Raw genomic sequence first — 26,682 nt, 5'->3', positions numbered from 1 at the left:
CTCAATATATTAATAATGGAATCCGTGCCTCCACGGAGGAATAATATTTAAAAGACATTGAATAAATTATTAGAAGTATTAAAAAAAGCAGGGTTCGACGGTTTCCTGTTAATGATAGCCACCATGATTCTGATGGCTTATTTTTTGCCAAAGCCAGGCATGGTCAAAGAACCTGTTTCGCTGGAGGAGATTGCCAATGCTGGCGTTTCTTTTATTTTCTTGTTTTACGGCATGCGACTGAGTGTTGCGAAACTAAAAGCCGGACTTTCCAACTGGAAAATGCACATTGTCGTTCAATTGACAACCTTTTTATTTTTTCCGCTTATTGTTTTGGCATTTCGCCCGTTGTTTGTCAATAACGGCTTCGAGCTGATTTGGCTTGGTGTATTTTTTCTGGCAGCTTTACCGTCTACAGTATCCTCTTCTGTGGTCATGGTTTCCATCGCCAAGGGAAACATTCCCGCAGCTATTTTCAATGCGAGTATTTCCAGTTTGATTGGAGTAGTGGTTACGCCGCTCTGGGTTGGACTGTTTATAGCTTCTGCGACAGGCGATTTTGATGTCACTCAAATCGTCATAAAGTTGATTCTGCAAGTCTTGCTACCTGTCATCATTGGCATAAGCCTCAATTCCCGTTTAGGCGCCATTGCCGAAAAATACAAGAAACAGCTCAAATATTTCGATCAGTCAGTTATTCTAACGATTATTTACACATCGTTTTGCAAGTCATTTTCCGAACATCTTTTTGAAGGCTTCACCGCTCTTGAACTTGCTGGACTCGCTGCAGGGATGATGACGTTGTTTTTTGCCGTATTCTTTTGTGTCGGATTAATAAGCCGCTTGCTTGGTTTTTCAGAAGAAGACCGTATTACTGTCTTATTCTGCGGGTCTAAAAAATCATTGGTTCATGGCACCGTTATGTCAAAAGTACTTTTTCAGCACAGTACTATCACCGGCATCGTATTGTTGCCACTCATGCTTTATCATGCCTTGCAATTGATTGCCGCTAGTATCATCGCTCAGGGTATGGCTCGACGAAAAGAAGTATAATTTTATTTATAACATTCCCTGTCATAAAATAGTGTGCTTTAGATTTTTATGCTGTGAAAATAAACTTTGCAGTATGTTGTCTTTTTATTTTTTATAAAATAAGATTTTTATGTTGTTTCTGGTTATATTTGAAGAATTTTATTCTTTTTTAGAAATAAATTAAACCTGTTTAAAGTAAAAAAAGCTATGGAACAAATAGACGATATTGATCTTCAGTTATTAAATATACTACACGATAATTCTAAATACACTGTAAAAGAGCTTGCTAAAATGGTAAATCTTTCGGCATCGCCTGTTTTTGAGCGTATTAAAAGATTAGAAAACAGCGGTTATATTAAAAAATATATTGCCCTGCTTGATGCAGAAAAATTAAACAGAGGCTTCATTGTTTTTTGTAATATCAAACTTAAACAGCACGATCGTAATATTGGGAATCAGTTTGTTAGTGATATTATGAAAATAGAAGAAGTTGTGGAATGTTACAATATCTCTGGTGATTACGATTTTTTAATGAAAGTTTCTGCCAAAGACATGAAGCATTATCAGGATTTTGTATTTAATAAATTGGGATCAGTTGAAAGTATAGGGAGTACTCAAAGCACCTTTGTCATGTCGGAGATAAAAAATTTGTACGGATAGTTCCGCGATGGTTTATTTATTTGAAATTGGCAAAGCTTTTTTATCTGTTTTAGACTTTAATATTTTGGTTTTTATATCTTGTTGGGGATTGATGTAAAATATGATTTTACAATAAATGTAATAAGGTTTAATTTCTGCAATAAAATGGTTTATAAACAATTATGCAATTCAAAAAAGAACTCCAAAATCTGAAGATTTTGGAGTTCTTTTTTGAAATAGATGTTAATGAAAATACTGACAGTTAGACTTCCAAATGCTGTTTTAGAAAATGAAGACTTCCTTTAGCCAATTCTTCTGCATTATGCGGAGATTTTTGCCATAAAGAAACCGCTTGCTGCATTCCTGGTACATCTGATGAAAAATTTTCCAGAACAAGATTTCCTTCAAAATCAATTTCTTTAAGAGCTTTAAAGAGTTCATTCCAATTAACATTTCCTTCTCCGGGCATTCCACGATTGCTTTCGGTAATGTGCATGTGTTTTAGTAATTTTCCGGAACTTAAAATCGGATCATAAAAATTACTTTCTTCAATATTCATATGAAAGGTATCCAGATGAACTGCAAGATTTGCTGCATTTGTTTTTTCTATGAGTTCGAGTACATTTTCTGCAGTATTACAGCAATAGCTTTCATAACGATTTATGGGTTCTATACCAATAGTAACTCCAAGTTTTTGAGCATATTGAGCAGCTTCCTGCCAAACATCTGCGATAATCTCTTTTTCATTATCTGTAATTGGATTTCCTGTAAAAACTCCAATTCCTCCGTGAAGTACACCTCCTAAAAAAGTAGCATCCAAAGCAGCGGTTTTATCCAATGCTTTACAAATCAATGTTAATGCTTCTTTGGGATAAAAAGGAATATGCGCTTCTTTGGGCAGGTTTAAGGAACAGGCAACATCAAGATTATTTTCTTTAAGCTGTTTTTTAACTGTTTCTGTATCAAAATCCATGCTATTAGGCAGAAGGATTTCAATCATGTCAAAACCTGTTTGAGCTGTTTTTTTTATAGCATAATGTCCTGCTTCGGCATTCCAAAGAGGTGTTATCCAGGATAGGAGAGAAGCTCCAAATTTTATTTTCATTGTATTATTTTTAAATTAAAATACCCACCATTCAGATCGCACACCAAAATAAGTTCCGAATCTTTTTTGTCCTGCTTGTTGTAAAAACGGTGAATACATAGCATTTTTGGCATAATCATTATAACGGGAAACTTCGGCAATAAATCTCAAATGCGGTCGCGCCCATGGACTTCGCTCGGCAGTTGGTACAATAGTGGGCGCTAATGCAAATTTTACCATTGAAGCTGTGGGATTATTACCATCTTGGCGCGCTGTATAATGCAATTCAGAGACGAGATGAAACCAATTTGTCATGTAATAAATGACTCTTGTTCCAACTGCTAAATCTGTTTTATAGTTGTAAATATCCCGGTTATAAAAATCAGGCGCTTTATCCATTGTATCAGCGCCTCCTTTACTTTTCGTGTAAACAGCATACGGATTAACACTTATTCTGTCAGAAAGATTCAGCATAAGATGTTCTACCATTGTAAAAGAATAAGCTCCTTTATAGGTTTTGTCATCAGTTCCCGGTGCGCCAAAAGTACGCCAGGTTTGAGTATTTCCATTGTCTCCACCATTGGCAATTCCGGTTCCATAACGCATAGAAAACTGATTGAAAGATCCTATCTTTCTGGTTTCAAGCTCCGAATTTATTTTAAAACCTGCCACAAAACCATTATCAGATGGAAAGGTGGGAGTTGCATTTTTAGTCACTGCCGGTACATGGTGATATTCTGCCAATATTTTTACAATATGTTTTCTCGATAAATTAAAACTATGTTCGGCAACCATAACTTCGCGTTGACGATAGGTTAGTGATTTATTGCCTGTTATAATATTAGAATAAGAATAAGGTGTTCCCGTTCCAGAAGATGTAGTATCTATAGCAGCCGGAAAAAACATAGAAAACGAGCTTTTTTTATATTTTATACCAAATCCCTGTGAAGAGTGATCGTCAAAATAAAAATAATCGGCTATGTGAACATCATCGTAACGCATATATCTTGCTCCCGCCCAAACGCTCCATTGACTTCCAACAATATTACGCGCTTCTACAAATGCTTCCGGTAAACTAACAATCATACCATCTGTGGAACCTGTATTTACATTGCCTAAAAATGTACCATTAGAAGAATAAAAAGCAAGTCTTACCTGAAAGTCAATAGCCGTTTCATCTTTATTGGCATTTACCGGCATAAAATGAAAGGCCGGCAGTAAATCTAGATAATCTCCCTGATCCATTCTTCCGCCAAGAGAACCCTGATTTAAAAGATTCAATTGGCGACCTGTATGACCTTCAATATCCGGAGAATAACCAAATCCGATTCTTCCGGTAGTACCAAATGAGAAGTTTTTATTACTGATAACAATCTGACTCTTAGCAGAAATAGAGCATAAAACTAAGACTGTTAATGTTATAAACCTGTAAAAAACAGCAGGTATCATATACTGCTTTTGTTTATTGCAAGTTCTCCTAATCCAAGTGTTTTTGGCTTGTAATATTTGACAGCAAATAAAAGTATAACCACATAACAAACTATTGGTAAAAGATAAGCATAAGCAATATTTGTATTGGCTACAAATCCCATAATAGGAGGGAACACCGCTCCGCCAAACATTGCCATTACTAAAAAAGAAGAAGCTTGTTCCGTTTTATTTCCCAGTTTTTTTAATCCCAGACTGAAAATAGTTGGATACATTACACTTAAAAAGAAGTTAAGCATGATTAAGGCTCCAAACGAAACCCATCCGAAACTTTGTGAAATGATCACGCAAAGTAACATATTACAAATGCTATATACTGCCAATAATTTGTTTGGCGCAATGTAACGCATTAAAAATGTACCAATAAAACGTCCAATCATCATCATTGCCATACTTAGCGAAAAGTAATAAGCCACCTGATTGTCAGGAAGACCTGTTTTTTCTACACCATAATTAATAAAGTAAGCCCAAGTTCCGCCTTGTGCTCCAATGTTGAAGAACTGTGCTGCTACTGCCCACATAAAATGACGCTGACGATATAATGGCGCATTAGGTATTACATCGTGGTTTACGGAATCAGTTGTGTTTTCTGCTTGTTCTGCATGCGGATCTTTTAGAGTTGGTACTTTTACAAACCAAAAAGCCAATGCGATAGCAAGAATTACAAATCCAATAATCATGTAAAGTGTTTTAACAGATTCCAGACCTTCAGCACCTTTTGTATTTAGTATGAAAAAACCACCTACCAAAGGTCCAATTATAGCACCTAAACCATTGAATGATTGTGCAAAATTGATTCGCTGGTCGCTTGTGCGTTCGTCTCCAAGGGAAGCGACGAAAGGATGCGCTACCGTTTCAAGAGTTGCAAGTCCGGAAGCCAGTATAAATAAAGCAGCTCTGAAAAAAGAAAATGATTCGTTTTGAGCAGCCGGAATGAATAAAAAAGCACCCAAAGCATATAAAATAAGCCCTAGTAAAACTCCTTTTTTATAGCCGTATTTTTTCATGAACAAACCAGCCGGAATTCCCATAACGGCATAAGCGCCAAAAATGGATAATTGTACCAATCCGGATTCTGATTTACTAATGTGTAAAACATTCTGAAAATGTTTGTTCAGTACATCGCCCATTGTAATAGCAATCGCCCAAAACAGGAATAGTGAGGTTACAAATATGAACGTAATAGTATATTTTTTCTCTGTAAATTTAGCTTGTGACATCAGATAGTGAATTAAATTGAAGAAGAAATTAGTTTGTGATCTTGGCGAAAAGCATTAAAATCCGTTAAGGTATAAGAAGGACAAGCGCCTTCTTTAGAAGTAATAAAACCTCCTAATGCAACGGCTTGCGCCATAATTTCTTCCGGACTTGAATTGGTAATTCTCTTAGAAAGAAATCCTGCCAGAAATGCGTCACCGCTTCCTACGGTATCTGCTATTTTAACAGGAACTGCCAAAGCCTGATAATGATCGTCACCATTATAATAAATAGCACCTTTACTGCCTTTACTTATGAGAACTTCATTTATATTGAACTCGTCTTGTATGTAGCGAATACTGTCATCTTCATTGACATAATCTCTTCCTAAAAAGTCCAGTATCAAACGTAGTTCAGCTTTGTTCATCTTAACCAAATCTGCTTTATAAAGAAGTTCTTTAACCACAGGAACAGAAAAGAATGGAGGTCTGATATTGACATCAAAAACTTTAAATTTTGCTATTTCCAAAAGCTGAAAAAGTGTATTTCGAGATTTTTCTCCTCTGGTAATCAGACTTCCAAAAACAAAGGCAGCGGCATTACTTACTTTATTAATTTGGTCGTCTCTATATTCAATAAAATCCCATGCAACAGGTTCTGTAATGTCATAATGTGCCTCGTTATGTTCATCGATATGAGCCAGTACAGTTCCGGTAGGATATTGATTATCGATTTGAGTGTTTTCAGTAGCGATATTCCAGTCAGATAACTGTTTCATAAGATCGCTGCCTAGTTTATCATTTCCAATTCGGCTAATCATGTGGGCGTCGACTCCCATTCTCATCAAATTGTAAGCTACATTAAAAGGCGCTCCTCCAGCACGTGCTCCGTCAGGGAATATATCCCAAAGTACTTCTCCATAGCAATATATGGACGATTTAGTTGTTTGTTCTTTCATAAGTGGTTAGGTTAAACGTTTAAGCAAAGTTTTAAATAAAAAAGTATTATAGATTATTAAATTTTGAAAATATTAAAGTGCATTTGAATTTCTTGTATGCTGTTTTGTATCGTAATAAGTGGAATGAGTAATTTCATATGAGATTAGATTAAACGTTTAAGCAAAATGCTAAATAAAAAAGTTATTATAAATTATTGATTTTTGAAGAGGCTTTAATGTGCATTTGAGCTTCGAGAGTAATATTTTGTACAGGAAGCAGCGGATCTTTAATTTTATTATGAAGGAGTTCAACTGCTTCAATTCCAATATCGGTCAAAGGCTGACTTACATAAGATAATGGCACGCTGAAAAGTTCGTATGCTTCCGTTTCGTCAAAAGCCACAACTGCAAGATCTGTAGGTACAGCAATTCCAAGTTTCATGATTTTTTTTAAGCCTGAAACCGCCAATTTATTACTTACAAAAAATACAGCATCAGGTTTGTTATTGCCTTGAAATATAGTATTGAAGCCTTTATCAATATCCTGATCAATTTGATCCTTGTTAATATTCAATATGTTATTTGCGTTGTACGGTATATTGTATTTCTCTAAAGCATCTTTAAAACCCTGAGTTCGTTGCATCAAATGATCCAGCGTTGAATCATAAGCTACAATAAGTATATTGCTTCGTTTTTCTTTGATAAGATGCTGCGTAACATTATAACTAATATCATAATTATTGATCTGAATATTGTCTGCCTTAATCTTTGGAAGATAACGGTCTATAAACACAAACGGAATATTTTGTTTTTGTAATCTTTGCAAACAAGCTTCTGAATTTTCAACAGGCGCAATAATTAATCCTTCCGCTTGACGGTGATAAAACATACTGACAAGACTTTCAAATTTTTCTTTATTTTCGTCAGAACTTCCTATAATAAGTGTATATCCTTTTTTAGTAGCTTCGTTTTCAATTATTCGCGCAATTTGCGAGAAATAAGGATTGGCAATATCAGCCACAATTAATCCGATAATATTGGTTCGTTGTGTTTTTAGATTTTTTGCAGCAGTGTTGGCACGATAATTTAATTCTTCGGCTGCTTTGATAACCTTTTCTGCAGTTTCTTTTCCAATGCGGCCGTTAGGCTTATTATTAAGCACATAAGAAACCGAGGCGATAGACACACCCGCTTTTAATGCTACATCTTTTATGGAAACTTTTTTCACTATAACGTTTTCTTGAAGGGCAAATATAATAAAGTTAAACGTTTAAGCAAATTTATTTAAAAAATAATTTATGTTTTCGAAAAGATAAGCAATTGATTGCAAGTTGTAGCGCTAATAATTTTTCGATAATTCAATGTAGTCCCTGGTTTCAACCATGGGAAACGGTTGTGGTAATATATTGTGTTCCTGTGGTTGAAACCACAGGCTATGGTTTTAGATAATTCCTCAATAATAATTCAATATAGCCCGGGGTTTCAACCATGGGAAACGGTTTTGACAATATATTATGTCCCTGTAGTTGAAACCAAAAAGCAATAATCGTATTTAGTAATCGGGAGGAAAGTTTTATTTAATATTAATTTCTCCATTTTTTCTGATGTTCCAAATGATGGCGCTTGCATGTTTTCTGGTTTCTTCAATATCTACGATCGGAAACGGATAATCCTTTCCAATTTCACATTCATACAATTGCTGATCTATCAAGCCTAATTTCCACGGTTCATGAAGTAAGTGAGGCGGAATATTGGCTAATTCGGGAATCCATTTTTTAATAAAGATTCCGTCGCTGTCATGTTCTTCAGAATTTTTAATCGGATTATAGATTCTAATTGTTCCTGTTCCTGTAACGCCCGCCTGCATTTGCAACTGCGGATAATGAATTCCGGGTTCATAATCCAGAAACTGTCGGGCTAAAAAATGAAGATCGCGCCAGTCTTGCCAAAGATTAAAAACAAAAAAGGAAACTACCAAAGCACGCATTCTAAAGTTGATGAATCCGGTTGCAATTAAACATCGCATACAGGCATCAACAATAGGAACACCGGATTTCCCTTCTTGCCAGGCTTTTATATAGATTTCATTTTTAGGTTTTATGAGTACATCAAAGCTATGATCGATATTTTCAAACTCAATACGGCAATCACTTTCAAATTTCTGCATAAAATGACAATGCCAATGCAGTCTTGAAACAAAATTAAGCATCGCTTTTTGGTTTGGAGACGCTTCATAAAACTGATTGGTATACTGATATACCATTCTCATACTGATGTTTCCGTAGGTGAGATAAGGCGAAAGTCTGCTACAGCTTTTTCGGCTTAAACTAGGTTTAGAAATGTGTTTGCTGTAATTTACGTGACGTTCTTCTGCAAAACTTTTTAAATAACGCCAAGCCCAATATTCACCACCTTGCTGAAAGTTTTCATTGCGTTCCGTAATTTCTTTAGAAAGTGTTTTTCCTTTTAAATTCAGATAAAAATCAGCATCTAAACTTTCAAATTTAATCGTATTCAGATCAATTATTCTGGGATCTGCACGCATTACTTTTTCCCAGCGTTCGTCCCAATTTTGTCTGGATTTCAGTTTTCTGATTACGCCATGTAATTGTGATTGTTTCCAGATAATCTTATGATTATTAAAAAAAGACTGCATGGAAATATCGCGTTCAAAGGTGGTTTTATTGCCAATTTCCTGATACGAAAAAACGGTTTTAACATCATAAATGCTGCATAATTGCTCAAAAACAGGTTCGACTTCATTATGAAAATAATAAAGTTGTGCTCCAATTGCCTTTAACTTAGATTGCATTTCCTTCAAAGATTCATAAACAAACCTCCAATGACGAACATCCGAATCATCGTGCGCCATTATTGAAGGCTCAAAAATATAAACCAAAAGCAGTGGAATATTTTCTTGCTGTGCCATAAAAAGAGGTTCGTGATCTGTAAAACGAAGATCACGTTTGAACCATATAATATTGATCTCTTTTTTGTTCAATTTTTAAGTTGTAATGAAGTCAATGCCTTTGTTAAACAGAGATTATTATCTTCTCTTTGAAATTTTATTGTTTGAAATCGCACGTTGTCTGCTGCATTTAAAACGATCTATTTCGACGGAACGTTTTGCCGAATGTTTGGTTTTGCAATTCTCTACACGTTTACGCCATAGTTTATAACTGCTAAATTTCAATTCTTTTTTCATTAAAACCTTCACATCAGCTTCTGATAAATTAAATTGAAATTTTATAGCATCAAATGTGGTTCTGTCTTCCCAAGCCATTTCAATGATACGATCCAGTTCAATTACAGAAAAGTTGCTATGTTTTACATTCATATAAATAAGTTTTTTTGAACTATTAAATGGAATAATTGTAAGGCTAAGATACTTAATTAAAATTTATTTTGTTTAATGTTATTGCATAAAAGTTAAACAATAACTATCTTTAAGCTGTAAATCAGCTTTTTATTAAAGTTGATTGTGAATATTGAGCAATTAGAAAGCATTTTTAATTTAAAGATATTACAATGGAAAAAGTAGTAGTTATTGGAGGAAGCAAAGGAATTGGCAGTACAATAGTGTTGCAGCAATTAGAAAATAAGCAGGTTTACAACATTAGCAGAAATGCTCCTGATATTTCGCATCCTAATTTAATTCATTATAAAGCAGATGTTTTACTTGATACACTTCCTGAAATTGAAAGTATCGATGCTCTTATTTATTGTCCCGGATCTATAAATTTGAAACCTATTTTGAATTTAAGTATTGATGATTTTCGAAATGATTTCGAAATCAATGTCATTGGCGCTGTAAAAGTGATACAGCATTATTTGCCGGCTTTAAAAAAAGGAACAAATCCGTCGATTATTCTTTTTAGTACAGTTGCCGTAAAACTCGGAATGCCTTATCATGCCAGTATTGCTGTAGCAAAAGGTGGAGTAGAAGGTCTTGTAAAATCGTTTGGCGCAGAACTGGCTCCCACAATTCGTATTAATGGAATTGCACCCACGATTACCGAAACTTCATTGTCAGCTTCCATTTTACGAAATGATCGTATGAAAGAAAATATGATCGAGCGTCATCCGCTTAAGAATTATTTAAAACCTCAGGAAGTGGCGCAAATGGCAGATTATTTGATTTCTAAAAGCGCCGGATCAATCTCTGGACAAATTTTTCAAATGGATTATGGTTTGGTTAGTTTTAAAATGTAAGCAACCCAATCCGTGTTTATCCGCGTAAAAATTAGACACTGATTTTACTGATTCGCTAAAGCGAAAACGCTGATAAAAACGGATCTTTATAATTACTTTCTTAATTAAACTGTTAAGTAATTTTACAGATTTCCTCTTAACTTAATGACATTGCCCAACGGGTCATAAACAATAAAAGCATGAGAATTCTATTAACAGGCGTAACAGGATATATTGGTAAAAGGCTTTTGCCTTTATTGCTAAATCAGGGACATGAAGTAATTTGTTGTGTTCGGGATAAAAACCGATTTTATTATCCTGAAAAAACTTCAGTAAACATACAACTTATTGAAGTTGATTTTTTAAATCAGGAAAGTGTAGAAAAAATCCCGGATGATATTGATGCTGCTTATTATCTTATTCATTCCATGTCTGCTGCAGATAATTATGATGAACTGGAAAGAATTTCGGCTAACAATTTCAAGGAAAAAATAAACAAAACAAACGCCAGACAAATTATTTATTTAAGCGGAATTGTCAATGATAAATCCTTATCTAAACATTTGTCTTCGAGAAAAGCAGTAGAAGAAATTCTAAAATCCGGAAAAACTCCAACTACCACTTTAAGAGCGGGAATTATTGTAGGATCCGGAAGCGCTTCTTTTGAAATTATTCGCGATTTGATTCATAAACTCCCTGTAATGATTACTCCAAAATGGCTTAATACCAAATGTCAACCCATTGCTATTACTGATGTTTTGGAATTTTTGATAAAAGCATTGCTAAATCCTAAAACATACAACGAAAGTTTTGATATTGGCGGACCAGATATTCTGACCTACAAAGAAATGTTATTGAGATTTGCTGAAGCTAAAAACCTTAAAAGATACATTTATACGCTTCCGGTAATGACGCCAAAATTATCATCGTATTGGTTGTATTTTATTACTTCTACCTCTTTTAAACTGGCTTCGGCATTAGTGAGCAGTATGAAAGTTGAAGTTGTTTGCAGTGATAATAGAATTAATGATTTATTAGATGTAAAACCTATTAGTTACAATCAGGCGTTGCAAAAGGCACTTGTAAAGATTGATGAAGATGCTGTAGCTTCAAGCTGGAAAGATTCACAAATCAGCGGACAGTTTAAAGGAAGTGTTTCTTATTATCTTAAAGTTCCTAAAAAGGATTGTTTTATTGACAGGAGAAAAAGAAAAATCATTGACCGTGATGCTACGATTGCCAAAATTTGGTCTATAGGCGGAGAAACCGGCTGGTATTATGGAGATTGGCTGTGGAGTTTGCGTGGCTTTATTGATAAACTTTTTGGAGGGGTTGGCGCAAGACGTGGCAGAACAAACAAACATGAGATTCATGCCGGCGATGCACTCGATTTTTGGCGCGTGGTTTATGCTAATAAAGAACAGGGAAAATTAATTTTGTATGCCGAGATGAAACTTCCCGGAGAAGCATGGCTAGAGTTTAAAATTTTTAACGACACGTTATATCAGGCGGCAACTTTTAAACCTAAAGGAATATTTGGTAAACTTTATTGGTATTCTGTGCTTCCTTTTCACGGTTTTATTTTTGAAGGAATGATAAATAAATTAGTTTTAAAATAGAAGATAATACTAGTTTGTATGATATATCTTAACTCTTTTTTAATGTGCTATAATTAAAGTCTTTCAATTTTATTTGTGAGTTATTTTTGCTAAAATTAATTTCAATTTTTATTTAGAATGAATAAAAATAAATTTATTTTTGGGCAAAATTTAACAACCAAAAGTAATGAAGAAAAAAATTGTAATAAGTAGTTTTTTCTGCTTAGTTAGTAATTTTATATTTTCCCAAACCTCAGGTATTTCAGGTACAGTTAAAACTGCAAACAGCAGTTCTGAAACGGTTAATATAAAAATTAAAGAAAATGCGGCAGCAACTGTAACAGACAGTCGTGGAGAGTATATCTTAAAAAATCTCTCAGCCGGAAATAAAATAGTAATAATATCGGCTGTTGGTTTTGAAACACAGCAAATTGCCGTAGAACTTAAAGAAAATGAAATTACTCTGGTTCCTGAAGTTTTTTTAGTAGAAACAACAAATGAACTTCAGTCTGTAGAAGTTACAGGAAGAAAGAAATCATCGTATAAAAACGATAATACTTTTTCGGCAACCAAGTTAGAAATGAGAGTTATAGATGTACCGCAAAGTATATCGTTTGTAACCAAAGAATTGATTCAGGATCAACAGGCATTGCGCTTAAAAGATGTTGGGAAAAACGTTGCGGGTGTAAACGAATTTAGTACTTATGATGATATTACCATTCGAGGTTTTAGAAATAATGATAGTAACGGAAGGTTAATCAACGGTCTTCGAGGCGTAAACAGTTTTTGGACAAGTCCGCTTCTTGTAAATATCGAAAGGGTAGAATACATAAAAGGACCGGCATCTGCTGTTTTTGCAAATTCAAGTCCGGGTGGAACAATCAATATGATTACCAAAAAACCGTTGGACGAAGCAAGACAAGCGATTCAGTTTACAACCGGAAGTTTCAATACTTTTAGAACTTCTGCTGATTTTACAGGCCCTGTAAATGATGATAAAACGCTTTTGTACAGATTGAATTTAGGATATGAAAATGCCGATACTTACAGAGATCAAATCAGTAATAAATCCATTGTAATTGCACCTTCTATTTCCTTTATTCCAAAAGAAGGAACTCGTTTTAATGCCGATTTAGTTTATACTAATCTGGACACGAAACTAGACAGAGGAAGAACTATTATTCAGGGAACTACCGATCTTTTTGCGACTCCAATTGGTTTTAATATCGCTCAGCCAAATGATTATCTGAAGAGTAAAACATTAGCATTGACTTTGTCTTTCAGTCAGGTAATTAATGAGCATTTGACCTTTAATGCTTCTTATTTAAAAGTAAGATATGATGAAGAATTGAATGAACACGGTTTCAACGGTTATATTACGCCTACAATGATTGCCATGTATTTTAATGATCGAAAAACGATTCAGCAGGGAAATAACCTTTCGACCTATTTTTCTTCAAAATTTAAAACAGGAGAATTACAGCATCAGGCAGTTTTAGGTTACGATTATATTAATGGCGAAATTAATAAGTATGAAAGAGATGCAGAGAACGAATCCGGGAATGTGAGTAATTTTGATTTATTAAATCCAACATATCTAATACGACCAATTGAAACGTATAAGTTTACTGCATCAGAAAATGAAATAAGTGAATATTACACTAACGGATTCTACGTTCAGGACTTAATCAAATACAAAAAGATTCAGTTATTGTTAAGCTTAAGACAAGAGTTTTATACTTTTCCTGAAAATAAAGCGGCAGGAATTACAGATGGTAAAAAATCTGAAAAAGCATTACTGCCAAAAGTCGGACTTACTTATAGTGTTGCCGATAATATCAATGTTTATGGAACGTATGCCACTGGATTTGAAGCTCAGGATGCTTCGATATTTGGCAGCGCAAATTCAGGAGGACCTTTTGATCCTATGACGAGTAATTTATATGAAGTAGGTTCAAAAGGAGAATTCTTTAATAAAAGGCTTTTTGTAGGAACTGCAGTATATCAAATTACAAAGAATAATATATTGGTAAGTGCTAATGATGCTTCAAACCCTGATTTGTTAGAACAAAGAGGGCAGGAGAGAGCAAGAGGTTTTGAAGTTGAAGCCACAGGAAGAATTGATAATAACTGGAGTTTGAATCTAAGTTATGCTTACAATAATGCGATAATTACTAAGTCTACAAAAGATGATTCTGATAATAAAGTAGGACTTGCAAAAGAAAATGCACCAAAAAACATTAGCGGAAGCTGGATAAAATACAGTTTTACAGAAGGTAAAATAAAAGGATTAGGTCTTGCAATTGGTCATAGTCAGGTTTCTAAAAGAGAAACATTTGTACGTACATTACAACTTCCTTCCTATATAGTTTTTAATGCTGCGACTTATTATAAAGTAGATCGTTTTACGATTGGTGTTAATTTCAATAATATTTTTGATAAGAAATACTTAGTTGGCGGTTATAATTATCAGCGAAATTTTACCGGAGCACCAAGTAATTTCCTTGTGAATGTTGGTTATACATTCTAATTTTTTACAATTATTAGATGAGAAAAACTTTAAATAAAATACATTTATGGCTCGGACTTGTGTCCGGGCTTGTTGTATTTATAAGCATGTTGGCGGCGAGTATTTTTGTCTGGGACGCAGAATTAACTTCTTGGTATCATCACGATAAAATTTTTGTGCCAGAAGTCAAGACTAATGTTGTGCCGCTTGACAGTCTTATTGCTGTGATTAAGCAAAAGCATCCGCTTGCTGATTATGTCATAATTGACAAGAATCCAGAAAAAAGTTATGTTTTTAGCAGTTATAAAGAGAATACAAAACCACATTGGACAGCATTTTCAGATTATGAAAATTACAGTAATATTTATATCGATCAATATACAGGTAAAGAATTAGGAGAAGTTGATTTAAGATACGATTGGATTTTTAATCTTAGAATATTGCATCAAAATTTGCTGCTGACTTATGAAATAGGTCATTATATCGTTGGATTTTCGACCTTAATTATTTTTATGCTGATTTTGACCGGAATCTATTTATGGTGGCCCAAAAATAAAGCAGCATTAAAACAAAGGGTTTGGTTTAGATGGAAAAATACCACAAAATGGAAACGTAAAAACTACGATATTCATAATATTGGTGGTATTTATACTTTTATCTTTATTCTGATTTTTGCTATTACAGGATTGGTCTGGACGTTTGACTGGTGGACAAACGGAATTTACAAAATCTTAGGAAATGATCCTGAAAAGGTTTGGAACAAAGCTCCGGAAATTTCGAAAGAAAGTAGTATTAAAACCTTAAATCCGTTTGAATATATTGTAAAAGACACAAAAGATAAAATTCCAAATTGGATTTCTATTGGTCTTTCACTACCTGAAAAAATCTCTAAAGAAGCAGTTCCTGTTACCACTTTTGTAAAGCATGAAAGGAATTCCGGCTGGGATGAATCTGATAGTTATACTTATAATAGTCACTCGGGGGAAAATTATTATAAAGTAACACATAACGATAAAACACTTGGAGCAAAATGGCGAAACAGTAATTACGCCATTCATACAGGCACTATTTATGGTTTACCAACCAAAATTTTAGCTTCGTTTATTGCGCTGTTTTGCGCATTGCTTCCTGTAAGCGGTTTCTTGATTTGGTGGGGAAGAAATAAAAAGAAGAAATAGATTTAATTACTAGTTTAATTTATTGAAATTAAATAACTTAGGTGTTTGTGAGATACTTTTACATTCAACTTTAAAAAAAAACCAACAATTAAATTGTGTGCAATTTAATTGTTAGCTATATTTGTACTGTTGTTTTGATTCAAACAATTTTAGTATTAGAATTTTTAATTTATAAAATAAGAAGAAATGTCGTTAATAGAAGATTTAAACTGGAGACATGCCGTAAAAGCATATGACTCAACAAAAAAAGTATCAGAAGAAGATTTAGATAAAATTTTAGAATCTGCAAGATTAGCTCCGACTTCATCTGGTTTACAGCCTTTTCGTGTGATTGTAGTTGAAAATCAGGAATTGAAAGAGAAAATGGTAAAAGGTGCCTTAAATCCGGAAGTTATGAGAGATTGTTCTCATGTATTGGTTTTTGCTGCATGGGACAGTTACTCTAATGAGAAAATCGATAAAGTTTATGATCATCATACAGATGTTAGAGAATTACCAAGAGGTCGTTTCAGCAGTTACACAGATCAGATTAAGCAAATCTACGGAGCTCAAACTCCTGAGCAGCATTTTGCACACACAGCAAGACAATCTTATATCGCATTAGGTTTGGCAATGGCTCAGGCTGCTGAACTTAAGATTGATTCAACTCCTGCTGAAGGTTTTAGCAATGAAGTAGTAGATGAGATTTTGAATCTAAAGGAATTAGGTTTAAAAAGTGTTACGCTTTTATATCTGGGTTACAGAGACACAGAAAAGGACTGGCTTTCTCAAATGAAGAAAGTAAGAATTCCTATGGAGGAATTTATCATTAGAAAATAGTTTTTTACTTTTTTTTAATAAATTATGGAAGATAATAATCCACTCATATTGGGAAACCAGCTTTGTTTTCCGCTTTACGTTATTTCAAAAGAAGTTATCGGTTTGTACCGCCCATTTCTTGATGAACTTGATATTACCTACCCGCAGTATCTTGCGATGATGGTACTTTGGGAGAAAGATGGATTGACTGTAAATCAAATTGGCGAAAAACTGTTTCTTGACAGCGGTACGTTAACACCGTTATTGAAAAGACTTGAAGTTAAGGGGTTTATCATTAGAAAAAGAAAAAAAGAAGACGAAAGAGTCGTTGAAGTTTTTTTAGCTGATAAAGGAAGAAATTTGCAGCAAAAAGCGTGCGAAATTCCCTTAAAAATGCAGGAAAAATTAAATTTAACAACTGAAGATTTATTAGAACTTAAAGAAACAGTTCAGAAAATTTTAAATAAAATTCAAAAATAAAATGAAAACATTATATACAACAAGCGTTACTGCAAAAGGCGGAAGAAACGGACAGGTAAAAAGTGAAAACGGAATTTTGAACCTTGAGGTGAGAATGCCGAAAGCTTTAGGCGGAGCCAATGATGACTTTACTAATCCGGAGATGCTTTTCGCAGCAGGATATGCAGCGTGTTTTGACAGCGCATTAAATTTGATCATTGGTAAATCGAAAATTCAAACTGGTGAAACTTCGGTAGCTGCAAAAGTAAGCATCGGACAGAATGAAGATGGTGGTTTTGGTCTTGCAGCAGAACTCGATGTGAATATTCCAGGAGTTTCTATTGAAGAAGCTCAGGAATTAACCCAAAAAGCACATCAGATTTGTCCTTATTCAAATGCGACAAGATCCAATATTGAAGTTAAGCTATCGGTAACTAATAATTAAGATTAATTTCTTCAAATTATATAAATCTGCATCTTTCGGTGCAGATTTTTTTATGCTTGATTTTAAAAGCGACTTTAAGCCCTGTTTATGCGACATTTTATTTTTAGCATTCTCATTCAAAACGCTAAATTTGCAAGTAAAAAATAATAGGTTAAATTTTAAAGAAATCACTCAATGAAACTTAAAATGGCAAAAAGAAACAATGTTCAAAGCGTTCCTAAATTTATGATTGAAAAACTTCGCTTTAATTCTATATTTTTCATCAGCGGTTTGCTATTTAACATTACATGGTGTATCTCATTATTAATTACGCATGCTATAGAGTTTTACATCATTGGGTTCTCTGCTTTTTTGCTGATTATAAACGGTGTCTGCGAGATTTTTTTCTCTATTGCCAATAAAAGAAAATTAGAAGCTTGGGGATTGTTTATACAGTCTGGAATTTTTACAATAATTACTGGAATTTTAATTTTATTTGATCTTGTAAATATTCTAAATGTAAATGAAGTTCTTTTATCTTACTTTTTTATAGCTGGTTTCTTTAATCTTATCCTGGCAAGTTCACTGGCGCAATACGGAATGATAGATTGGAGCCGTTTTAGGAATTTAAACTGGGTTGTAATTTTAGTATCGGCATCAGCTTTATTTATGATAGTAAGTGATTGGGGAAATACAGATATACTGCTTGGTATTGCTTCTGTGTTGTTTGGATGCGGAAGAATGATTTTAACGGCTAATTTTTCAGAATTAAACACTTTTCCGGATAAAGTAAGCAGGGAGATTTATCAAAAAATTGATGGTGTGAAAAACGAATATTTTGAAGCTTTGGAGAAGAACTGGGATGCTGACAAAAATCTATTTCTTTAGGGATGATTTTTAATTTCTAATCCCTCGAACTCTTTAAAATGTTCTCATGAAAGCCGCGCAATCCCGAAAGCCTTCGGGACTGACTTTGCGCAATTTTTTTGTTCCTTAGAAACTATAAATCTGATAGAAGTCTGCCGACTTTCTTACTGTTAGTTCTTATTATTGTCTTGGATTTTTTTACATTCAGGAAAAATATTCTTGGAGAATTAATTTTAAAGTCAGAGACTTTATGAAATTTCTGTTTTTCAATTATATTTGTTTAAAATGGCGCAAAGTCAATCCCGAAGGCTTTCGGGATTGCGCAGCGTAAAGAAGAATACTTCGTAGAGCGGGGAAGACGTAATTATACTTTTCTGAATGTGTTCAATAAATTTGTTTACTTTTTTTCTTCACTATATAAATTTTGTATTACGGTTTTCCATAAAAAGATTGTAATTAGCTTGAATATATTTGGTTCTTAAAATGTAAAAATATGAAAACAGAACCAGAAGCTAATATTATAGAGAATATGCCTTTTGTGCATCCCGAAATTTTAATAACTATAGGGAAAAGTACCGATCCAAATAAAGAAACCACTTTGGATCCTGTAAAATTTGAAAAAGCAAAAAACAAAGGGAGAGAATCTGCAAATGATATTCTAAAACAACTTTTTAATAAAGTTGAATATGGTAAAATCGAAAGTCATTTTAATACGGAACGCTTAAATTCTAAAAATTTTGATAGCATTAGAGAACAAATAGTTAATCTTTATTTCCAAAGAGAAGTTATATCTAATGAAGCTAATAAATTTTCTCTAAATTACGAGAGGATTCAAGCGCAACACTTCAAGACTAGTAACTCTTTTTTTAAATTTCTTTTAAAAAAGAAAATCCAAAAATTGACAGAGCAATTAGAGGACAGCAAAAATGATTTAGAGTCAGTAAAGAATGTTGAAGAAGAATCGTATTTAAGTATAAAGTGTGTTTATGAAACTAATGAATTTAAACAAAAATATTCCGATCTTATCAGTTCATTTACAACCTTAAAAAACTCTGATGTAATTTGGGACATGACTTATTCCGAGGCAAATATTGAGACGAAAGCAGCAGCGCAAACGGTCATGAGAAGAAATAAAGTGAATTTTTCATTTAAGTCAATTCCAGCAATACAAACAACTGAAAAGAATTTTCATTTCGAAAATTTTAATGGAGGAGATTTTTATTTTTATCCTAGTTTTATAATTTATTTTAAAAACGAAGAAGATATAGCGATCCTTGATTACAATGATCTCCAACTGAATTATTCTGAAGCTCGGTTTCTAGAAGAAGCTAAAGATATAGCATCTGATACCGAAATTATTGGAGAGACTTGGTATAGAGTAAATAAAGATGGTTCACCAGATAAAAGATTTGTAGGTAATTATAAAATTCCAATTGTATTATATGGTTCAATTCATATTAAAACAGAATCAGGAATTAATGAATTATATTACACAAGTGATTTTAAAAAAGCTAAACATTTTTGTGAACAATATAATTCGTACCAATCTTTATTATAATAAAAAGTTTATAATTGAAAAGATACCACAAAACAAACAAAAAGAGACTTTCGAGTCTCTTTTTGTTTTAATATATCTTTTTAAATAATCATTTATTAATTAAGTTTTCAAGTCTCAACATCATTTCATCTTTCTCTTTCAACATACGTTCGTACAATGCAATCTTTTCTTCATGAAGTTTTTTTAACTCTTCGATAGGATTAAAGTTGAATGAAGAATTTGGATTTCCAACACAAGCATTATCTCCAAAAGTATTAGAAATAACATTTATCGCATGTTCTTCATCAAAGTTCTGAAAAGCTTCAACTGGAATTTTTAATACAGCTGAGATTTGTTTTAATAGATTTTCTTCAATTACGTCTTTTTGCTCCAGTAGAGAAATTTTCTTTTGGTTCCAGTCTTCTCCCAGATCATAAGCTAATGCTTCCTGCTTTATGTTAAGCATTTCTCTAAAACGTTTCACGTTTTTTCCCTGATGTATTTTCTGTTCCATAATGAATATCGATTTTCTATAGGCTTAAAGATAAAACCATTTTTTGAATTAAAACCCTGAGTTTCAAAAATTAAAAAAAAAATCCCATTTCGTTAGAAATGGGATTTTTGTGACCTCGACTGGATTCAAACCAGTAACCTCTTGAGCCGTAATCAAGTGCGCTATTCAGTTGCGCCACGAGGCCTTTTTTGTTATCAATTCAGCTATTTTTTGTAGCTTTGTTGATTGCTTATTGCGGGTGCAAAGATAGGAACAAATGTGAGATAAACAAGAGAAAAATAACATAAAATTAAAAAAAAATGCAGTTAGAAAAGTATATACGTGATATTCAGGGTTTTCCAAAAGAAGGAATTTTGTTTAAAGATATAACTCCGCTACTAAATGACCCAATTGCGACTAAAGAATGCCTTAAAATTCTGGTTGAATCTCTAAACGGACAAAAAATCGACAAGGTAGTAGGAGCAGAAAGTCGTGGCTTTTTCTTCGGAATGTTGTTAGCGCAGGAATTAAATGCAGGTTTTATTCCCGTAAGGAAACCAAAAAAGCTACCGTATGAAACAATTTCTGCATCGTATGAATTAGAATACGGCACAGATAGCTTAGAAATGCACACAGACGCAATAAAAAAAGGAGACAAGGTTTTGATCCATGACGATGTTTTGGCGACAGGAGGGACCGCAAAAGCAGTTTGTGAATTGGTTGAGAAATTAGGCGGTGAAATTGTGCAATGTAACTTCCTAATGGAATTAAGTTTCCTGAACGGAAGAGAAAAAATTAAGGAGAATCCAATTTTTACTGCAATCACTTACTAAGCAAAATCAGAATAATCAAAAAATAAAATTGTCTTAGTTACTTTTAAACTAAGACAATTTTGTTTTTAATAGCATATAATACTAAACCTATTCGGGTTTTAATTTCTAGTTTATCGAATAGACATTCACGATAACCATCAATTGTTTTAGGACTTAAACACATTTCTGAAGCGATTTCTTTGTATGTTTTTTCTGTGCAGGCGTGTTTTATAAAAATGATTTCTTTATCCTTCAAATTTATTTTAGTCGAATCACTGTTGGCTTTTTTGACCAACATTCCGGATACCAATTCAGTAAAGTAAAAACCTTTTTCGATAACAGATGTAATACCGGTTCTAAAAATTTCAGGAGATGTGTCTTTAAGGAGATAACCTTTGGCACCATTGGTCAACATCTTAATAATGACTTCTTCGTCATCATTTACAGATAAAGCGATTACTTTAAGTGAAGGTCTGTTTTCTTTGATCCATTTCATGGCGCTTAAGCCATCTAAAACAGGCATATTTACATCTAATAATATTAAATCAACTTCTAAGTCGATATTTTCCTGTAAGTATGAAATGAATACTTTTCCGTTTTCAAAGCGATTGATTACTTCAAAATCTTTAAAACTATTGATTAAAAGTTCTAGTGATTGTGAGAATAATAAATGATCATCTACAATAATAATTTTGTTTTTAGGTTTCATCGGGTTCAGTTAAAGGATATTCTAGTGTTACAGCGGTTCCAGACGAATCTGAATTCATAATTAATGTTGCACCAATTAATTTGGCCCTCAATTTCATGTTGTTTAAACCAATTCCTGAATTTGTCTGAAGCGGATCATAACCAATTCCGAAATCTTTAATTTTTAAACAAAATAAATCATCGGTTGTGTTAATTTTTACTTCAAACAAATCGCTGTGCGAATGTTTTAAACTATTGTGCAGTGCTTCTTGAAAAATTCGGTAAATAAACAAATCATGTTCCTCGCAAATATGAGGGATTTCACCTGAAAGAGTGTATTTATATTGAATTTTTTTAAGCTTTTTTATTCGCTCTAAATCCTGTTTAATGGCTTCGATAAAATTGCTTTGCAGTAAGTTGTCTTTATTTATAATTCGGGACAAAATTCTTATTTCGTCCAGAGATTTGGCTAAAATTTCTTTAAGATCACGCAGTTCATTTGGCTGAATTACTTTCTCATTATTGATATGCATATTGAGTTGCATAATTCCAACAGAGATTATTTGGCCTATATTGTCATGTAGTTCTTTGCTGATTTCAGAGAGCGTCTGATCCTTTATTTCTATTCGGGTTTTTACTAATTCAGACTGAAAATAAAGTTCAGATTCCATTTTATCAACCAGATAGCTGTTTTTTTTCTTCAAAAAGTAAAAGAATATAACAAGCAAAGTCACTAGTAAAGTTAAGAAAACAATACCTAATGAGATGACTAATAATTGTATTTCTTTTCGCTCCATATAAATCCAATTATAAAACAACTATGCGCCAGAAAATTCAGGATAAACAAAACCAAGCTAAATATGGATTCGTCTTGTCTTATTAAAAACCAGTTGATTGCCAGCATAAAAGGCAAAAATGGTACGTGAAATACCAGAATACCTAAGATGTACCAAAAAAAAACTGATTTTTTGAAATTTAAAATTTTGTCTGAATTGAAAATCTCTACCAAATATAGGCAAGATAATAACATAACTACCAGAACTCCAGTTGCAAAGCTATAAATAAAAGAGTGATTAACGTTCTCTTTGAAGTACCAAATATTCAGAAAAAAAGAAGCGATAAACAATATCAAAAATAAATAACCGGCAAATCTGTAGGATCGATTTAATAAAACACTTCGAATAAGTAGTATATAGGCAGAAAAACTGACGAACATATAGAAATTATAAACATAATAGTTTAATAAACCTGTCCATTGCGTAAAGTAGTACCCAACTATTTCTATAAGAACCGAAAACCAAATTAAAACAACTAAAAATTTAGCTTTTTTACCAGGCAGTTTGTTCAGTGAGAACAAACCAATAATACCTGATAATAAAGCTAAATAGACGATATAAGATCTTAAAAATTCAAACATAATTTTTTTTAATATGTTAAGCTAGGCGGTCTTCCAATATTTCCATAATTCATTGGTGAAAGACTTTCTACATCGCTTGAGGTTTGTTCTTGATCCGTTGCAAAACTTTGCACTTTTGCAGTGGAATTTACAGCTTTTTTTCCGGTTGGCACCAAAAATAAAGTGGTTAATCCGGCTTTTTCTCCGTGTTTTTTATCATTTGGATAAACTCCAAAATAAAAACGGATACCATCTACTGTATAACCATCTTCTAATCCTTGAGTTTTTATATAATGAATGTAGTTTTCCAATTCTTCTAAGGAATACCAAATCGCATTTGCATCTTCTTTTTTAGCAGCTTTGGCGGCCAGACCAGCTCTTGTTTTATTGTAATTCTGATTCAGTTCTTTTGCGAATTCCTTAGTAATTAACTGACTCGGTTTTGCGGGTGGATTTTTCATGACTTTTTGTTTTTATTGGTTGGTTAAAAATTAGTTGGTGAATACTTTAAAATATTCATGTCAAAATTATTTCAATCGTTTTATTAGAACAAGGGGGAAAACACCCTTTTTTGGTTGAATAAGGTTTCTTCGCTTTGAGCATAATTTACTGCAAAGTACGCTAAGATTTACGCAAAGTTTCGCAAAGCTTTTTCTAGCGTTCTTTGCGTAAATCCTTGCGTCCTTTGCGGTTAAGAAAAACACCCCAACAACCTGAAACAAAAAAGAAACCCGACAAGTTTTTAGACCTGTCGGGTTTTATGTAGTATAAAGAAATTGTTTTTATCTTAAAACAGCTCCAATTTCAGTCTCAAAAGTTTGTTGCAATTTCGACATGATTTTATCAATTTGAGAATCGGTAAGTGTTTTAGTATTATCTTGAATAGTGAAACTCAAAGCATACGATTTTTTACCTTCCGGAAGTTTATCACCTTCATAAACATCAAATAAATTAACGTCTTTTAGAAGCGTTTTTTCTGTTTGTTTAGCCAAATTATAAATACGCTCATAAGTTGTGCTTTGATCGATTAATAAGGCTAAATCTCTACGAACTTCTGGGTATTTAGGGATTTCGGTATATTTGATTTTTCCGGTAATGATTTTCAGAACTAAATCCCAGTTGAAATCAGCATAATAAACATCTTGTTTGATTCCGAAATGCTTTAGTATCGATTTTTTAACCACACCCATTTCAACTAAAGTATCGTTGTTGTAGCAAATCGCAGTTCCTTCTGAGAAAATATCAGATTGTACCGGAGCATTTGAGATTTTTTCAATTCCTAAACGAGTAAGAATTCCTTTTGCGTATCCTTTCAATAAAAAGAAATCAGTTACTTTTTGAGGATTTGTCCAGCTTTCTTTGTTTCTGTTACCGGAAATCAACAAAGTAAGGTGTTTGTGCTCTTCGTATCCGTTAAGGTATTTATGGTATGATTTTCCGAATTCGAATAATTTCAAATCAGAATTTCTTCTGTTGATATTATACGAGATTGCTTCTAAACCAGAAAACAATAAAGACTGACGCATTGTTGCCAAATCACTACTTAAAGGATTCAACATCGTAACATTATGTTCTTCTTTTAAAACAGTCGATAATTTCGCGTAAGCAGCTGTTGTCAAAGAGTTCGCCATCATTTCGTGAAACCCTTGAGAATTCAATTGTCCTGCAATTACATTCTGAACTTTATAATCTTCAGTTCTTGGCGAATTTGCAACCGTTGCATTGAATTTTTTAGAAAATTCGATGTTGTTATAACCGTAAACTCTTAGAATTTCTTCGATTACATCAATTTCACGCTGAACATCAACACGATATGCCGGAATTGTTAAACCTAAACCAGAATCAGAAACACTGTTTACTTTAATATCTAAAGAAACCAAGATTTTCTTGATAGTGTCTTTCGGAATTTCTTGTCCGATGATTTTCGAAACGTGACTGAAATTCAATAGAACAGAGAAATCTTCTACTTTTTTAGGATAAACTTCAACAACATCAGATGTTAGTTTTCCACCAGCAACTTCCTGAATTAAAAGTGCTGCACGTTTTAGCGCATATTCCGTAATTGTTGGGTCAATTCCTCTTTCAAATCTAAAAGAAGCATCTGTATTTAATCCGTGACGTTTTGCTGTTTTACGAATACTTACAGCGTCAAAATAAGCACTTTCTAAGAATATAGAAGTTGTTCCTTCGGTAACACCCGATTTTTTTCCACCAAAAACACCAGCAATACAAAGCGGTCCTTTTTCGTCACAAATCATTAAATCTTCTTTGTGCAATGTTCTTTCGACATCATCAAGAGTGGTGAATTTTGTCCCTTCCGGAAGTGTTTTTACGATAATTTTTCCGTTGATTTTTGCAGCGTCAAATGCATGCAAAGGCTGTCCTAATTCATGTAAAACATAATTAGTAACGTCAACAATATTATTTTTCGGAGTTAATCCAATAGCTTTCAAACGATCTTGTAACCAGCTTGGAGATTCATGAACAGAAATTCCAGAAATGGTAACACCGCAATATCTTGGCGCCAACAAAGGCTCCTCGACATTAACGTCAATTTTTAAAGTACGCATTTCGACTCTGAAATTACTTACAGATGGCGTAATCAATTCGATATTAACACCACGTTGAAGCATTCCTGCTCTTAAATCACGCGCAGTACCAAAATGGCTCATTGCATCGGCACGATTTGGCGTTAATCCAATTTCGAAAACTTCATCATTAGCAATCTGAAAAACCTCAGAAGCAGCTGTTCCCGGTACCAAAGCATCATCAAGAACCATGATTCCGTCGTGGCTTGTACCTAAACCTAATTCATCTTCGGCACAAATCATTCCGTGGCTTTCCATTCCGCGAATTTTTCCTTTTTTGATGGTAAATTCACCGCCGTCTTTATCGTATAAAATGGTTCCAATAGTTGCAACAGGCACTTTTTGTCCGGCAGCAACATTCGCCGCACCGCAAACAATTTGTATAGGCGCTTCCTGACCAATATTTACAGTCGTAACTCTTAATCTGTCAGCATCAGGGTGTTTTTCGCAAGTAAGTACGTGTCCTACAACAACTCCTTCTAAACCGCCTTTAATCGATTGGTATTTTTCGACAACTTCAACTTCCAGTCCTAAATCTGTAAGTAATTCTGAAGTTTGCTCCGATGTCCAGTCTGTTTTGATGAATTGTTTTAACCAGTTGTAAGATATTTTCATGTGTAACTTTATTATTCTAGTATGAGGATACAAATATAAGGATTGCGTGTTGTAGTAAGAAACAATTTATTTGGTTTTTTTAAAGTGATTTTAATCGGCTGAAAATTAATTATTTCTGATTTTTATTCATTTTAGAATCATTATTTTATGAATTAG

General features: G+C 33.4%; 24 protein-coding genes and 1 tRNA gene. 12 read left to right on the top strand and 13 right to left on the bottom strand.

What is annotated here, in order from left to right:
- Positions 1-57 precede the first annotated feature (57 nt).
- Together C8C83_RS23450 and C8C83_RS23445 are read left to right on the top strand one after the other, a co-directional pair.
- Positions 58-1,050: a bile acid:sodium symporter family protein gene (locus tag C8C83_RS23450; protein WP_121330958.1), complete on the top strand. Its 993-nt coding sequence runs from the start codon at positions 58-60 to the stop codon at positions 1,048-1,050.
- 186 nt (positions 1,051-1,236) lie between these two features.
- Positions 1,237-1,689, top strand: a complete 453-nt coding sequence (locus tag C8C83_RS23445; RefSeq protein WP_095929232.1) for an Lrp/AsnC family transcriptional regulator — start codon at positions 1,237-1,239, stop codon at positions 1,687-1,689.
- A 241-nt stretch (positions 1,690-1,930) separates the two neighbouring features.
- On the opposite strand, the gene C8C83_RS23440 is transcribed toward C8C83_RS23445, so the two are convergent.
- From C8C83_RS23440 to C8C83_RS23410, 7 genes are all read right to left on the bottom strand, one after another.
- Positions 1,931-2,773 (bottom strand): sugar phosphate isomerase/epimerase family protein, encoded by an 843-nt coding sequence (locus tag C8C83_RS23440; protein WP_121330957.1) that lies wholly within the window; start codon positions 2,771-2,773, stop codon positions 1,931-1,933.
- 15 nt (positions 2,774-2,788) lie between these two features.
- The gene (locus C8C83_RS23435; RefSeq protein WP_121330956.1) at positions 2,789-4,201 is read right to left on the bottom strand and encodes a carbohydrate porin; all 1,413 of its coding nucleotides are present in this window, start codon (positions 4,199-4,201) and stop codon (positions 2,789-2,791) included.
- A complete protein-coding gene (locus tag C8C83_RS23430) occupies positions 4,198-5,460 on the bottom strand; it encodes a sugar MFS transporter (protein WP_121330955.1) in 1,263 nt (420 codons plus the stop codon). Before C8C83_RS23430 ends, C8C83_RS23435 begins: the two co-directional genes overlap by 4 nt.
- 11 nt (positions 5,461-5,471) lie before the next feature.
- A complete protein-coding gene (locus tag C8C83_RS23425) occupies positions 5,472-6,395 on the bottom strand; it encodes a carbohydrate kinase (RefSeq protein WP_121330954.1) in 924 nt (307 codons plus the stop codon).
- 184 nt (positions 6,396-6,579) lie between these two features.
- The gene (locus tag C8C83_RS23420) at positions 6,580-7,602 is read right to left on the bottom strand and encodes a LacI family DNA-binding transcriptional regulator (protein ID WP_121330953.1); all 1,023 of its coding nucleotides are present in this window, start codon (positions 7,600-7,602) and stop codon (positions 6,580-6,582) included.
- Between the two features lie 345 nt (positions 7,603-7,947).
- The gene (locus tag C8C83_RS23415) at positions 7,948-9,375 is read right to left on the bottom strand and encodes a deoxyribodipyrimidine photo-lyase (protein ID WP_121330952.1); all 1,428 of its coding nucleotides are present in this window, start codon (positions 9,373-9,375) and stop codon (positions 7,948-7,950) included.
- A 45-nt stretch (positions 9,376-9,420) separates the two neighbouring features.
- Positions 9,421-9,711, bottom strand: coding sequence for a TIGR03643 family protein (locus tag C8C83_RS23410; protein ID WP_121330951.1), 291 nt, complete (start codon positions 9,709-9,711; stop codon positions 9,421-9,423).
- A 191-nt stretch (positions 9,712-9,902) separates the two neighbouring features.
- Between C8C83_RS23410 and C8C83_RS23405 the strand changes: the two genes are divergently transcribed.
- The 9 genes from C8C83_RS23405 (at position 9,903) to C8C83_RS23365 (ending at position 19,956) form a co-directional block, all read left to right on the top strand.
- Complete coding sequence (locus C8C83_RS23405; RefSeq protein ID WP_121330950.1) at positions 9,903-10,586, top strand: SDR family oxidoreductase; 684 nt, start codon at positions 9,903-9,905, stop codon at positions 10,584-10,586.
- Between the two features lie 179 nt (positions 10,587-10,765).
- On the top strand, positions 10,766-12,184 hold the full coding sequence (locus tag C8C83_RS23400; protein WP_121330949.1) for an SDR family oxidoreductase: 1,419 nt from the start codon (positions 10,766-10,768) through the stop codon (positions 12,182-12,184).
- A gap of 166 nt (positions 12,185-12,350) precedes the next feature.
- Entirely contained in the window at positions 12,351-14,693 is a 2,343-nt protein-coding gene (locus C8C83_RS23395) for a TonB-dependent receptor (protein ID WP_121330948.1), read from the top strand.
- A gap of 17 nt (positions 14,694-14,710) precedes the next feature.
- Positions 14,711-15,850 carry a PepSY-associated TM helix domain-containing protein gene (locus C8C83_RS23390; RefSeq protein ID WP_121330947.1) on the top strand — a complete coding sequence of 380 codons (1,140 nt, stop codon included), beginning with the start codon at positions 14,711-14,713 and terminating at the stop codon, positions 15,848-15,850.
- A 186-nt stretch (positions 15,851-16,036) separates the two neighbouring features.
- On the top strand, positions 16,037-16,669 hold the full coding sequence (locus tag C8C83_RS23385) for an NAD(P)H-dependent oxidoreductase (RefSeq protein ID WP_121330946.1): 633 nt from the start codon (positions 16,037-16,039) through the stop codon (positions 16,667-16,669).
- Positions 16,670-16,693: 24 nt separating this feature from the next.
- Positions 16,694-17,128: a MarR family transcriptional regulator gene (locus C8C83_RS23380; RefSeq protein WP_121330945.1), complete on the top strand. Its 435-nt coding sequence runs from the start codon at positions 16,694-16,696 to the stop codon at positions 17,126-17,128.
- 1 nt (position 17,129) lies between these two features.
- Positions 17,130-17,552: an organic hydroperoxide resistance protein gene (locus C8C83_RS23375; protein ID WP_121330944.1), complete on the top strand. Its 423-nt coding sequence runs from the start codon at positions 17,130-17,132 to the stop codon at positions 17,550-17,552.
- 186 nt (positions 17,553-17,738) lie between these two features.
- Positions 17,739-18,419, top strand: coding sequence for a hypothetical protein (locus C8C83_RS23370; RefSeq protein WP_132011925.1), 681 nt, complete (start codon positions 17,739-17,741; stop codon positions 18,417-18,419).
- A 472-nt stretch (positions 18,420-18,891) separates the two neighbouring features.
- Entirely contained in the window at positions 18,892-19,956 is a 1,065-nt protein-coding gene (locus C8C83_RS23365; RefSeq protein ID WP_121330942.1) for a hypothetical protein, read from the top strand.
- 88 nt (positions 19,957-20,044) lie between these two features.
- Here C8C83_RS23365 and C8C83_RS23360 read toward each other — a convergent pair whose 3' ends face one another.
- On the bottom strand, positions 20,045-20,449 hold the full coding sequence (locus C8C83_RS23360; protein ID WP_121330941.1) for a helix-turn-helix transcriptional regulator: 405 nt from the start codon (positions 20,447-20,449) through the stop codon (positions 20,045-20,047).
- 110 nt (positions 20,450-20,559) lie between these two features.
- Positions 20,560-20,633: transfer RNA gene (locus C8C83_RS23355), tRNA-Arg, on the bottom strand.
- Between the two features lie 115 nt (positions 20,634-20,748).
- On the opposite strand from C8C83_RS23355, the gene C8C83_RS23350 reads away from it, so the two are divergent.
- A complete protein-coding gene (locus tag C8C83_RS23350) occupies positions 20,749-21,261 on the top strand; it encodes an adenine phosphoribosyltransferase (RefSeq protein ID WP_121330940.1) in 513 nt (170 codons plus the stop codon).
- Positions 21,262-21,304: 43 nt separating this feature from the next.
- Here C8C83_RS23350 and C8C83_RS23345 read toward each other — a convergent pair whose 3' ends face one another.
- The 4 genes from C8C83_RS23345 to pheT all read right to left on the bottom strand — a co-directional run bounded on the left by C8C83_RS23345 (position 21,305) and on the right by pheT (position 26,526).
- Complete coding sequence (locus C8C83_RS23345; protein ID WP_121330939.1) at positions 21,305-21,949, bottom strand: response regulator transcription factor; 645 nt, start codon at positions 21,947-21,949, stop codon at positions 21,305-21,307.
- Positions 21,939-22,724 carry an ATP-binding protein gene (locus C8C83_RS23340; RefSeq protein ID WP_121330938.1) on the bottom strand — a complete coding sequence of 262 codons (786 nt, stop codon included), beginning with the start codon at positions 22,722-22,724 and terminating at the stop codon, positions 21,939-21,941. Before C8C83_RS23340 ends, C8C83_RS23345 begins: the two co-directional genes overlap by 11 nt.
- Positions 22,725-23,352: 628 nt before the next feature.
- Entirely contained in the window at positions 23,353-23,784 is a 432-nt protein-coding gene (locus C8C83_RS23330; RefSeq protein WP_121330936.1) for a hypothetical protein, read from the bottom strand.
- A 321-nt stretch (positions 23,785-24,105) separates the two neighbouring features.
- The gene (pheT, locus tag C8C83_RS23325; RefSeq protein WP_121330935.1) at positions 24,106-26,526 is read right to left on the bottom strand and encodes a phenylalanine--tRNA ligase subunit beta; all 2,421 of its coding nucleotides are present in this window, start codon (positions 26,524-26,526) and stop codon (positions 24,106-24,108) included.
- Positions 26,527-26,682: the final 156 nt, after the last annotated feature.

The organism is Flavobacterium sp. 90 (assembly GCF_004339525.1).
Lineage (GTDB): Bacteria > Bacteroidota > Bacteroidia > Flavobacteriales > Flavobacteriaceae > Flavobacterium.
Note: the sequence above shows the minus strand (reverse complement) of the source record. Positions and strands in the feature narration are given on the sequence as shown.